The organism is Dehalococcoidia bacterium, from assembly GCA_021295915.1.
In the GTDB taxonomy this organism is placed as follows: Bacteria; Chloroflexota; Dehalococcoidia; order Lucifugimonadales; family UBA1123; genus VXRN01.
Map to the genome: position 1 here is coordinate 32078 of JAGWBK010000004.1, position 12789 is coordinate 44866.

A 12789-nucleotide genomic window follows, 5' to 3' on the forward strand; every position below is an offset into this window, starting at 1 on the left:
GTGAGTATATATCACAGCTTGTCGACATGCCCGCCGTGTTTTACCATATACGAACGCGGCTGAGAGATGTCTAATCTGTGCATCGCCTCTCAGTCGCTTTGGTTATGTCGGAGCGTCCCAATGACTCAGCGCCAGCAATTCCTCACTCCAGAAGGTCGCGACCAACTACAGGAGGAACTCCACCAGCTCCGTACCGTACGTCGTCCTGATGTCGCCGCCCGCATTCACGTGGCAACTGAAAGCGGCGGTACCGTTGACAACGCCGAGTATGAGGAAGTCAAGAACGAACAGGCATTTGTCGAGGGGCGCATCAGGGACCTCGAACAGTTATTGAACAACGCAATCGTGGCCGAGCGAAGTCCTGAGTCGGAGGGCCAGGTCCAGTTCGGGTCCGCCGTAACCGTGAAGACAGAAAGAGGCCAGAACCGGAGCTACCAACTGGTTGGAAGTGCAGAGGCGCGTCCCCTTGAGGGGAAGATCTCAAATGAGTCTCCAGTAGGACAGGCTCTCTTCGATCGTCGCGTGGGGGATGTGATTGAAGTATCCACCCCTTCAGGAGTCCAGAAACTTACTATAGTGGCCATAGAGTAAGACCCAGTTTTCCACACCGGACTCACCATTTACACCAATAGCACACCAGCATCGACCGAAGCCTCGCTAAGAGGAGGACAGAAAATATGACGCTTCCTTTAGACGAGTTGGTGCGAGTCCGGCTTGAGAAGACCGAGAACCTTCGAAGTAAGGGCATAGACCCCTATCCGCGTAACTATGAGCGGACGCACACAGCGACCGACGCAGTGCAGCAGTTTGAGTCGGCTGAATTCTCAGGCGACCACGAGTTCGACCTGGACCAGGTATCCATTGGTGGGCGTATCACGGGAATGCGCGGTATGGGCCGGGTCACTTTCTGCGACATTCTAGACGGTACCGGAAGCATCCAGACGATGTTCCGGAGCAACACCCTCGGAGATGACTACGCCACTCTCCGTGACCTTGATATTGGAGACTGGATTGGCGTAACCGGCCAGATGATCCGCACCCGAACCGGCGAGGTCACCGTGCAGGCCAGTGACTTTACGGTCCTTTGCAAGTCGCTGAGACCCCTCCCAGAGAAGTGGCATGGCCTTGTTGACACCGAGATACGTTACCGTCAGCGGTACCTCGACCTGATCTCCAACCCGGAGGCCCGACGCATCGCCGTTCTACGCAGTCGCATGGTGAGCGCGATACGCCGATTCATGGAGGGGCGCGGCTACATGGAAGTTGAGACACCCGTGCTGGTGCCGGTGGCCGCTGGGGGCATGGCCCACCCGTTTGAGACACACCATAACGCCCTGAGCCGCGATCTCTTCCTCAGAATTGCAACTGAGCTCCACCTGAAGCGCCTGATAGTCGGAGGCCTTGAAAGGGTCTACGAGATCGGGAGAATCTTCCGTAACGAGGGCATCGACGCCAACCATAATCCAGAGTTCACCACCATGGAGTCCTACGAAGCTTTCGCCGACTACAACGACATCATGGCGCTCGTCGAAGAACTTGTCAGTACCGTCGCCAACGAGGTGGCCGGAAGCTCCGCAGTGGCGTACGGTGATCACACTATAGACTTCTCACCACCATGGCCGAGGGTGAAACTAGTCGACAAGATCAAGGAGTGCACCGGCATCGACATTCTGGAACATCAGAACGTCGACGGTCTGAAGAATGCCATGGCATCGAAGGGGATTCCGATCGAGAACCAGGTTAGCTGGGCGGGCCTGGTGGACAAGCTGATTTCGACTGCCGTGGAACCGACACTGGTACAACCTACATTCCTGATCGACTACCCTGTGCAAGTGTCGCCGCTCGCCAAGCGGACTCCCGATGATCCCCGGCTGGTAGAGCGATTCGAAGCGTTCTCCGCAGGTATGGAGATTGCCAACGCCTTTACAGAGCTGAACGATCCAGTCGATCAGCGCGGACGGTTCGAAGAACAGGAGGAGTTCCGGGCCGCCCTTCCTCAGGAAGAGTGGGACAGGCTCGATGAGGACTTTCTCACTGCGATCGAGTACGGCATGCCCCCCACCGGTGGACTGGGCATGGGCATGGACAGGCTAGCCATGCTCCTGTCAGGGCAACGCACCATACGCGAGGTTGTCCTCTTTCCCCAGATGAGGACTTAAGACTGGAATCCCGGTCTGCCGCGGCACTCTTGCTTCCCATTGACCGGCTGCTTGTGAGTCTACTAGGCTGATACCTGACCGGTCCCGTGTTCCCATAGGAGAACGTGAACCATGCAGGCGACTCAGTCGGTCGTTGATGACCTTCGATGGCGTGGACTTATCCATGTTACTGACGATGGAGAGGAACTGCTCACGCCCGGCCTCGAGGACCTCTTGGGAAGAGAGAGGATCACGGCCTATATCGGCTTCGATCCCTCTGCAGACAGCCTCCACATCGGCAACCTGCTCGGAATCATGGTGCTCGTGCGGTTGCAGCGCAGCGGGCATCGCCCGATTGCCATAGCAGGAGGCGGCACTGGACTGATTGGGGATCCCGGAGGAAAGTCGGAAGAGCGCCCGCTGCTTACTAGGGACGAGCTTCAACACAATCTCGAAGGGATCAGAGGGCAGCTCGCACGTTTCCTGGATTTCGATGCCGCAGATAACGCGGCACTTCTCGTGAACAATGCCGATTGGCTCGAAGAGATCAGTTCGATCGACTTCATGCGCGACGTTGGCAAACACTTCACAGTCAATTACATGCTTGCAAAGGAGTCCGTCCAGAGTCGGATGGCTGACGGGATCTCCTACACAGAGTTTAGCTACATGCTGCTGCAGGCTTACGACTACCTGACACTATTCGATCGATATGGCTGTGCCCTGCAGATGGGGGGAAGCGATCAGTGGGGAAACATTACAGCCGGCGTGGACCTGATCAGACGCGCAAGGCAGAAGCCTGCACACGCGCTCGTAACGCCGCTTATCACTACTGCAGCAGGAACAAAGTTTGGGAAGACTGAAAGTGGCGCAGTCTGGCTCGACGCTGACAAGACGTCTCCCTTCCAGTTCTACCAGTTCTGGCTCAATACACTTGATGCCGATGCTGTCAGGTTCCTGAAGTACTACACATTGCTGTCTCCAGACGAGATCGAGGAGTACGAGCACGAAGTAGCGACCAGCCCCGAAGCTCGTGAGACCCAACGGCTGCTCGCCTCAGAGGTCACTCGGATGACGCACGGTGAATCCGCATTTCAGACCGCACTGGCCGCAACGGAGGTGCTGTTCGGGGGCGACATCGCAGGCTTCGGCGCTGACGAGCTTCTAGACATCTTCCAGGATGTTCCCTCAATGACCATGCCCAAGCAGGCCTTCGAAGGCGAGGGCGTGGGTCTGCGCGACCTGGTGGCAAATACAGGTCTAGCATCATCACGAGGCGATGCAAGAAGGCTGATCGAAGGCGGCGGAATTGTTGTCGGCAGCGAACGCGTGTCTAACAGTAGACACATGGTCAAGCTGGAACACGCAGTAGATGGCAGGGTAATTGTCCTCCGCCGAGGGGCGCGTCAGTATCGCCTCGTCAGGCTGGCGGCTGACGGGAACACTGATGACCAGAACTGATCACGTAAGGGTCCGATTCGCCCCCAGTCCCACCGGCAACCCTCACATTGGAAACGTGAGGACTGCTATTTTCGCCTGGTTGTTTGCACGAAGGCACCACGGGGACTTCATGATTCGTGTTGAAGACACGGATCAGGACCGTCGCACTGAAGGTGCTGTCGAAGCCATGCTGGACTCCCTCCGATGGATCGGACTGGACTGGGACGAGGGCCCCGACATCGGTGGCCCGGTCGCTCCGTATGTTCAATCTGAACGCCTGGAGCTCTACCACAGCGTGGTCGAAGGGCTCATCGAATCTGGGCAAGCCTATCGATGCTATTGCACGCCTGACCGACTCAATCGGATCAGGAAAGAACAGGAAGAGGCTGGCGTCGACACGATTGGCTACGACCGCCACTGCCTGGGCCTGTCTTCTGAAGAGGCCTCGCGCCTTGAGTCTGCCGGCAACAGGCCTGTTGTGCGTTTCAAGATGCCCGATGATGGCGTATCTGAACTCGACGACATCGTGTTTGGCCACGTTGAATTCGAAAACCGCCAGTATGATGACTTCGTCGCTATCAAATCAGACGGTTTCCCAACGTATCATCTCGCGTCAGTTGTCGATGATCACCACATGGGGATCAGCCACGTGATGCGCGGTAAAGAGTGGCTGTCAAGCGTCCCGCGCCACGTTCAACTTTACGTTGCGCTCGGATGGGACATGCCTGAGTTCGCTCACCTGCCTGTCATCCTTGCTCCCGATAAGACCAAGCTGAGCAAACGCCACGGCGCGGCGTCGGTTATGGACTATCGCGATATGGGAGTCCTGCCCGAGGCGCTGATGAACTACCTCACCCTGCTGGGATGGTCTCTCGACGACAAGTCCGAGTTCTTCACTACAGATGAGTTGATAAGCAACTTTGATCCCCACCGCGTATCCAGGTCAGACGCTGTTTTCGACTTCGACAAGTTGGTCTGGCTCAACGGTCAGCACATAAGAAACTCCCCCGAAGGAAAAGTCGCTGAGGCACTGGCACACTACTGGCAGGCGGCTCCACCTGACTTTGACATCCAGCCAGACGCCGACAGTGTTGCCGAAGTTGTGCCACTGATCGTCGAGCGTCTGAAGACCCTCGACGACGCTGCGCCCCTGGTCAAGTTCGTTTTCTCGAAAAACATTCACCTTGACCCTGAGCAGGTCGTTCAGAGAGGAATGGACCCTGAGGGAACCCGACGCATTCTGGAGGCGGCCCACAAGAGCTTAGCCGACTTGGAGTGCTTCGAGACGGGCCCCATTGAGTCAGTCCTCAGGCCGATGGCAGCCGAACTTGGAGTAAAGGTGGGCCAATTGCTTGGTACCCTCAGGGTTGCCACGACGGGACAAAAGGTGTCTCCACCAATATTCGAGTCTCTTGAAGTCCTTGGCAGAGATCGATCTCTTGAGTTGATAGAAAAGGCCGCTGAGCAGCTGTAAATAACTCTTGTCAGGTACACATCATGACTATGAAAACAAGACTCGAAGACGATCTCAAACAGGCGATGCGCAGCCGTGACGCGGCCCGGCGTGACGTCATTAGATACCTGCGGTCCGAGATCAGGAACCAGGAGATTAAGGTCCAAGAAGATCTCGATGATGACGGTGTGGTCCAGGTCCTGTCGCGCCAGGCGCAGCAGCGTCGGGACAGTATCGAGGCCTTCACCGAAGCCAATCGCAGTGACCTTGTCGAGAAGGAACAGGCCGAACTCGAGATCATCATGGAGTACATGCCCCAGCAGATGACGAGCGATGAGATCACCTCCTTGGTCCAGGAGGTCGTCGCTGAAGTCGGAGCTTCGGGCCCCGGCGACATGGGCAAAGTAATGTCGCAGATTATGCCCCAGGTTCGCGGCCGGGCCGAGGGCCGAGAGGTGAGTTCCATAGTTATGGAGATCCTACGCGGCCTATGAGGACTGCACTGGTCGAAAAGTTGTACAACTTGGGGATCGCTGAGGCAGGCTGATGGAATTCGGCGTTATCGTGTTCCCTGGCACGTGGAGCGACGGCGACTGCTACACAGCAGTCACCGACAATCTGGGAGAGCAGGCACGTTACATCTGGCACAAAGACACCGACGTTTCCGGCGTTGACTGCCTGATCGTTCCGGGCGGCTTCTCGTACGGCGATTACCTTCGTGCCGGGGCAATAGCCAGATTCTCGCCGATTATGAAATCCGTCGAAGAATTCGCCTCAGGCGGTGGCTTGGTTATTGGTATCTGCAACGGGTTTCAGATCCTGTGCGAGGCCGGTCTGTTACCAGGCGTCCTGATGCGCAACGACCACCTGCAATTCCGATGCCAATGGGTGAATCTGCGCGTTGAGACGACTGTCACCCCCTTCACAAACGCCAGTCATAGTGGGGATGTCTTGGCCGTTCCCATCTCCCACGGTGAGGGCAACTTCTATGCCGACGACGCTACACTGGAAACCTTGCAGAACGGCGGGCAGATCGTATTCAGATACTGTGACGACGCCGGCGATGTAACGTCGGAAGCCAATCCAAACGGCTCACTGAGGAACATCGCGGGAATCACGAACGCCGAAAGGAATGTCCTGGGCATGATGCCCCATCCTGAAAGGTGCTGCGATCCCCTCATGGGCGGAACAGACGGTCTCACGATTTTCCAGTCGATCGTACAATCCCTTTCCAAGTCGCCCATTGCAGGTGCTTCAACTGTCTAGCGCTCTTGACCCTGGAGGTCTGTAGCACTGTGCCCATCTCACAGGAAGTACTTGACCAACTCGCCATATCTCAGGGCGAGTATGAGGCCATAGTCGAGCGATTGGGCCGTGAGCCGAATCACCTGGAGGTCGGGCTGTTTGGCTCAATGTGGAGCGAACACTGCGGCTACAAGCACTCCAAGCCGCTGCTGAAGTCATTCAACACAACGAGCGGCCGTATGTTGGTAGCTCCTGGAAGTGAGAACGCAGGGGTGGTGGACATTGGAGAAGGCCTGGCCGTAGTCATGAAGGTCGAGTCTCACAACCACCCGTCAGCGATTGAACCTTACGAAGGTGCGGCCACTGGCGTAGGCGGAATCGTACGAGACATTTTCGCCATGGGCGCCCGTCCGATCGCGCTGCTGAACTCGCTTCGTTTCGGACCCCTCACTGAAAGCCGTAACCGATACCTCTTCCAGGGAGTGGTCTCCGGCATCTCCGGCTACGGGAACTGCATAGGAGTACCTGACGTCGGTGGTGAGGTCCAGTTTGCCCCCTGCTACTCGGGTAACCCTCTCGTCAATGCGATGTGCGTTGGAATACTTCGTCATGAAGATCTACGGCGAGCAACGGCAGGCAGTCCTGGCAATTTGATAATGCTGGTTGGCGCAGATACGGGACGCGACGGTATACACGGCGCCTCAGGGCTCGCTTCTCGAACTTTCGAGGAAGAGAGGGAGCTTCGTCCAACCGTCCAGGTCGGAAACCCGTTCCTTGAGAAAGTCCTGATCGAAGCGTGCCTGGAAGCTGCCGAGAGTGATGCGGTCATAGGCATACAGGACCTCGGAGCTGCGGGTCTAACCAGTTCGAGCGTGGAGTGCGCCAGCAATTCAGGAGTCGGAATACACATCGACATAGACGCGGTCCCCCGACGCGAGTCCGGCATGACTCCGTACGAGGTTATGCTGAGCGAGTCACAGGAGCGTATGCTCGTTGTCGTGAAGCCTGGCCGGGAGGCTGAAGTTAAGGCCATCTTCGACCGCTGGGACCTTCGTTCAGATGTCATAGGGGAGGTCATGGACGACGGGCTAGCCTCGATTTCTGAGTCGGGCCGGGTTGAAGCGGCTGTCCCAGTGGAGCTGCTGACCGACCCTCCGCTCTATGAACCCCCTGCCATGAAACCTTCCTGGCTTGATGACCTCCAGTCGTTCGACCTTGAATCTCTGCCACGCCCAGAAGCCACTCCATCAGACGTTCTGAAGGCTCTTCTTGCTTCATCCAACATTGCATCGAGGCAGTGGATCTACAGACAGTACGATCACCAGGTCCAGACCAACACCGTCGTAGCTCCTGGTGGCGATGCAGCGCTTCTCAGAGTCAAGGACACGACCAAGGGCCTGGCCGTCTCAACCGACGGCAATGGCCGTTTCTGCTACCTGGATCCCTACGTTGGGGGCATGATAGCTGTCGCAGAAGCATGCCGAAACGTCTCTTGTGCAGGGGCAACTCCTATTGCCCTGACCGACTGCCTGAACTTTGGAAACCCCGAAAAGCCCGAAATCTACTTCCAGCTCCGCGAAGCGGTTGCAGGCATGGCGGAAGCCAGTAGGCGATTCGATGCCCCAGTCGTCAGCGGCAACGTCAGCCTGTACAACGAAGCGCAAGGGGAGGGCATCTACCCAACACCGGTAGTTGGCGCTCTTGGCTTGACGGAAGATGTTTCTTCGCACACGACCGCTGGATTCAAAGACGAGGGCGATGTCATCGTCCTGTTAGGAAGGCACTCGTTAGATGCTGATGCTTCCGAGCTTGCTGGCAGCGAATACCTGAGCCTGTTTCACGGGACCGTCGCCGGTCGACCCAGTATTGACCTAGGCCTTGAGGTTGCCGTTCAGAGGACCTGCCGCTCGTTGATCGGTTCAGGCATCGCGAAATCAGCCCACGACTGCTCAGATGGCGGCCTTGCCGTCGCTCTGGCAGAGAGTGCCATCATCGGTGAACTGGGGGCCGACATAAGTGCGAGAGTCGGAGACAGATGGGATGTCTCACTGTTCAGCGAGGGACAGTCCAGAATTCTAGTGAGCGTGAGTCCTGCCAATCTCGATACGCTGCGAACTGTGTGCGAGTCGGAGAGCGTCCCCTACGTGAAAATCGGCGTTGTTGGCGGTTCCGAGCTAGTAATCGGTGACGCCGTCTCCGCCGATGTTGCAGACTTGACTGACGCTTACATGAACGGGCTGCCTAGATCGTTGGAGACACCCAGCCACTCCTAGGAACGGAGAGCGTCTCCAATCGCACTTGGTGCAAACTCGTCCTTAGGTCAGATTGTACGGGATGTCCAACTCGCTGGTGATGTCCTGGAACCACTCGATGACTTCAGGGTGGAATGGAATGCCCTGTACGGCCCTCAATTCCTCTTCTTCCGACTCGGGAAGACCAGGGAACAGCACGCGATCGTGACCAGGGGCGGGCGGAGTCTCTCTCAACATCCGGAGGAAGTCGTCCATCGTCCGCTTGAACTCGGCGGTGTCCATGAATGCTTCAACGTTGTAGGCAGCGACCATGTGGCCGAAATTAGGACGACCTGGTACGGCTCCGAATCCACCGCCTGAAAGTACTCCTCCGAGTATGTCGACGATGCAGGCGAGCCCGTAGCCCTTATGGGAACCAGACTCACGCGTGCCCCCAACTGGAAGCAGGAATGAGGAAGCGCGTCCCTCGTAGCCGGGCACTGGCGGGTCCACCTCTTCCATTATTGGCACTCCGTTCTGGTCCCCAACCCAGCCGGGGAGCAGCGTGTTGCCGAGCCTGCGTGCCAGGCCCAGCTTGTTGCCCGCAACCGTCGAAGTCGCTGCGTCGAAGACGAACGGTGGCTCCTGGTCCGCAGGTGCCGCGACGGCAATCGGGTTGGTCCCGAGCCGTGGCTCAGCTCCAAAAGTGGGCAGCACGCCCGGAGGGCAGGAAGTGACGCACACACCTATCTGGTCGTGTTCGAGCGCCATCATAGCGTGGTAAGACGCCATTCCCAGATGCCTTGAGTTGTGAATCGTGACCATCCCGACTCCGACGTTCTTGGCCTTCTCGATCGCTATCTCCATTGCCTTGGGGACGACGATGATGCCCAGACCGCGGTCAGAGTCGACGTTAGCGGTAGCCGGTGTCTCTCTGGTGATCCTCCAGTTCGGATCATTGTTCAACTCCCCACTGCCGTAACCGGATACATATGACCGGAGCATGTTAGAGACTCCATGAGTCTCAACTCCGCGCATGTCGGCCATCACCAGGACGTCTGTTGCGAGCTCGCTGTCTGACTCGCTTACTCCCATCTTCCTGAAGATGCTCGCTACTGTCTCTCTCAGCGGCGCTTCCTGAACGTGGACCGCCTCATCCGCTGGTACCTTGAAATGTTCTAGCATGTGCGTCCTCCAGTTTGTGAATTGTTCTTCGAATTGGCAAAACGAATTCTATTCTGACCCGTCCTCGGGTGCAACAGACGCCTGATGCTGAGTGCAGATCGGCATCGCTGAGAAGCGTCTAACATCCAGTATTAGTGTTGACACACCTATTTGATTAGGTCACACTTATCGCGGTTTTAAGACCGAACGCACACTGAAGCTATGATGGGGTTAGTACTCACGTTGTCAGTCTTGGTAGGGTGCCGTGCTAGGAGTTCACGACCTGTACCGTTCTACGTGGCAACACGCGCTGTGGGCATCCTTATCGCGGCTCGCCGTGCATCGGAAGTCACGCTGACCGCCTACCGTGACGAAACAACTGCAACCATGGCGCTGCTGCATGAATTTGGAGCGATCCAGTAGGGACTCGAGTGGGGCCCAAGTACCAGTCTTGCTAGAAACTCTCCGACTCCCAAACCTTGCGTCGACCGGTGGGCGACTTCAGCCTCCCAGTTTGCTAACGACGGCCGCCTTGTTGGTCGGCTCAGCAATGGCTCTCCCACTCGTTTATCTTGCCATCAGGGGATTGGGTGCGTCGACGGACGCTTGGGAACTCTTCCTCCGTCCGAGGACCGCAGAGATTCTGTGGCGATCTGTGCAGTTGGTTTTCGTTGTCACGGCGGGCTGTCTACTCGTTGGTGTTCCCCTTGCATGGTTCACCACGAGGACTGATTTGCCAAACAGGCGCCTCCTGGCCGTGCTCTGTGCGCTGCCTCTTGTGGTTCCGACCTACGTTGGTGCATTCCTCTACATCTCCGCGCTCGGCCCCAGAGGTCTGCTTCAGGAAGCGCTCGCCCCACTGGGTGTCACACGACTGCCTGAGATCTACGGACTGCCCGGTGCGGCGCTGACATTGATTCTACTCAGCTATCCTTATGTTTACCTGACCGTAAGGGCATCACTTCTTCGAATGGACCCTAGCCTGGAGGAGTCGGCACGCCTTCTTAGACATGGGACACTCAGCACATTCCTGAAACTCACTCTCCCACAGCTCCGCCCGGCCATGGTCTCGGGCTCACTACTGGTCGCCCTCTACACACTCAGTGACTTTGGGGCCGTCTCCCTCATGAGATACGAGTCTTTCACGTGGGCTATTTATCAGCAGTACCTTGGTTCGTTCGACAGGACCGTCGCCGCGATGCTCGCACTCGGTCTGGTCGGGATGGCCTCCCTGGTTCTGATTGTTGAAGGCCTGGCCAGAGGCAAGAGTCGATACTATCGCTCGTCTTCAGGGTCAGAGCGCCGGCAGCCGCTGGTCCCATTGAATCGGTGGCGAGGCGCATTTGGAACATATGCATGGCTTGTAGTGGTCGTTGCACTTGGACTGCCGGCAGCTATGCTGGGCTATTGGTTGGTCAACGGTCTAATTGCAGGTGAGCCATTCTTCATACTGTGGAGCGCGACCTGGAATGCTGTCAGTGTCTCTACATTGGCAGCCGTCGTGGCAACCGTACTCGCAGTCCCCGTGGCAGCCAAAGCGGTCAGGCAACCCGGTCTGGTAGCTGCCGCCGTTTACCGGTTCAGCCATACAGGGTACGCAATGCCGGGAATTGTAGTCGCACTCGCTCTGGTGTTCTTTGCAAGCCGCCTTGCTTCTCCGTTGTACCAGACGCTTTGGCTGCTGCTGTTTGGTTACGTGGTACTCCATCTGCCTGCGACCCTGGGCGCAGTTCGCTCCTCGCTTGTCCAGATCAGCCCCAGGCTGGAAGAGTCAGCCAGGATTCTCGGCAGCGGTCAACTGCGTACTATGCTGACAGTCACTGGTCCTTTGTTGAGACCTGGACTCCTGATGGGCGGTGCACTGGTTTTCTTAATCACGGTCAAGGAGCTGACGGCTACTCTGATCCTGAGTCCCCTGAATTTCAAGACACTCGCGACTGCAGTCTGGTCAGCATCCGAGGAGGCCTTCTTCGCCCAGGCCGCCGCACCGGCGCTGATGATCATCCTGGTATCGTCCATTCCCATGGCGCTTCTGATAGTCAGGGAGCGTAAGGTAGACCAATGAGCGCTCCGGTCATCCGGTGCAGGGAACTCACCAAGCGCTTCGACTCGGTCCTTGCTGTTGATTCAGTTGATCTTGAGATCTGGCCGGGAGAGGTCATTGCGATCCTGGGGCAGAGCGGCTGTGGCAAAACCACTCTTCTCAGACTGATAGCTGGACTCGAAACGCCTTCTGAGGGCTTTGTAGAAATTGAGGGCGAGGAGGCCACTTCACCTGAATACGTCCGTCCACCGGAACAACGCGGCCTTGGAATGGTGGTGCAGGAGTACGCACTCTTTCCCCACATGACTGCAGTTTCCAATGTGTCGTTCGGGCTCAGGGGATTGGATGGTCACAGCCGGGATGCGAGGGTCGACGAAGTCCTGGGCCTGGTCCACCTGAAAGAACTCGGTGGAAGGTACCCTTACGAACTTTCGGGCGGGCAGCAGCAGAGGATCGCCTTGGCACGCACACTCGCCCCTAGTCCGGTTACGGTTCTGCTGGACGAACCATTCAGTAACCTCGACTCTTCCATGCGTCAACTGCTCAGACAGGAGGTAGAGGCCATCCTGCGTTCACAGAGAACTTCAGCAGTTCTGGTGACACACGACCGGGAAGAGGCATTTGCGATCGCAGACCGAGTTGGGGTCATGATCGACGGTAGGCTGCTGCAGATAGATACTCCAGAACGGATCTACCATTTTCCCGCAAGCCAGGAGGTTGCTCAGCTTACGGGACCGTGCGATTTCATTCCTGGCCACGTGGTTGGAGACGGTAAAGTGGACACCGGTATCGGCACTCTGGGATGTAGACTGACAACGGACAAACTACCGGCAGGTGATGAAGCAGAAGTACTGATTCGGCCGGACGACCTCGAAGTGATTCCTGATGCCGACGGGCAGGGCACGGTTGTAGCCCGAGAATTCCGTGGCGATCAGGTAATTCTCAGCGTGCAGCTTAATTCAGGAGAGACTATCCGGGTCCGCCGAAGGTCCTTCTCAACTCTCCCCGCCGGTTCCCGCGTGCGCGTGTCGACGGTCAAGACGATTCCGTTCGCTGCCTTCCCCGCTCTCTGACTCC

The 12789-nt window shown here is 57.3% G+C and carries 10 protein-coding genes; 9 read left to right on the plus strand and 1 reads right to left on the minus strand.

Features of this window, described 5'->3' with window-relative positions:
* The first annotated feature begins 120 nt into the window (after window positions 1-120).
* The 7 genes from greA to purL all read left to right on the plus strand — a co-directional run bounded on the left by greA (window position 121) and on the right by purL (window position 8546).
* Entirely contained in the window at window positions 121-591 is a 471-nt protein-coding gene (gene greA, locus J4G14_02195) for a transcription elongation factor GreA (protein MCE2456615.1), read from the plus strand.
* Between the two features lie 86 nt (window positions 592-677).
* Window positions 678-2159 carry a lysine--tRNA ligase gene (gene lysS, locus J4G14_02200; GenBank protein MCE2456616.1) on the plus strand — a complete coding sequence of 494 codons (1482 nt, stop codon included), beginning with the start codon at window positions 678-680 and terminating at the stop codon, window positions 2157-2159.
* Between the two features lie 111 nt (window positions 2160-2270).
* Entirely contained in the window at window positions 2271-3596 is a 1326-nt protein-coding gene (locus tag J4G14_02205) for a tyrosine--tRNA ligase (GenBank protein MCE2456617.1), read from the plus strand.
* Window positions 3583-5049: a glutamate--tRNA ligase gene (locus J4G14_02210; GenBank protein ID MCE2456618.1), complete on the plus strand. Its 1467-nt coding sequence runs from the start codon at window positions 3583-3585 to the stop codon at window positions 5047-5049. The genes J4G14_02205 and J4G14_02210 overlap by 14 nt, the downstream gene beginning before the upstream one ends.
* A 23-nt stretch (window positions 5050-5072) precedes the next feature.
* Entirely contained in the window at window positions 5073-5522 is a 450-nt protein-coding gene (locus J4G14_02215; GenBank protein ID MCE2456619.1) for a GatB/YqeY domain-containing protein, read from the plus strand.
* A gap of 52 nt (window positions 5523-5574) precedes the next feature.
* Complete coding sequence (gene purQ / locus J4G14_02220) at window positions 5575-6294, plus strand: phosphoribosylformylglycinamidine synthase subunit PurQ (GenBank protein MCE2456620.1); 720 nt, start codon at window positions 5575-5577, stop codon at window positions 6292-6294.
* Between the two features lie 35 nt (window positions 6295-6329).
* The gene (gene purL, locus J4G14_02225; protein ID MCE2456621.1) at window positions 6330-8546 is read left to right on the plus strand and encodes a phosphoribosylformylglycinamidine synthase subunit PurL; all 2217 of its coding nucleotides are present in this window, start codon (window positions 6330-6332) and stop codon (window positions 8544-8546) included.
* 42 nt (window positions 8547-8588) lie between these two features.
* Here purL and J4G14_02230 read toward each other — a convergent pair whose 3' ends face one another.
* Window positions 8589-9689 (minus strand): Ldh family oxidoreductase, encoded by a 1101-nt coding sequence (locus J4G14_02230; protein ID MCE2456622.1) that lies wholly within the window; start codon window positions 9687-9689, stop codon window positions 8589-8591.
* Window positions 9690-10068: 379 nt separating this feature from the next.
* Between J4G14_02230 and J4G14_02235 the strand changes: the two genes are divergently transcribed.
* Window positions 10069-11733, plus strand: coding sequence for an iron ABC transporter permease (locus J4G14_02235; protein ID MCE2456623.1), 1665 nt, complete (start codon window positions 10069-10071; stop codon window positions 11731-11733).
* Complete coding sequence (locus J4G14_02240; protein MCE2456624.1) at window positions 11730-12785, plus strand: ABC transporter ATP-binding protein; 1056 nt, start codon at window positions 11730-11732, stop codon at window positions 12783-12785. Before J4G14_02235 ends, J4G14_02240 begins: the two co-directional genes overlap by 4 nt.
* The last annotated feature ends 4 nt before the right edge of the window (window positions 12786-12789 follow it).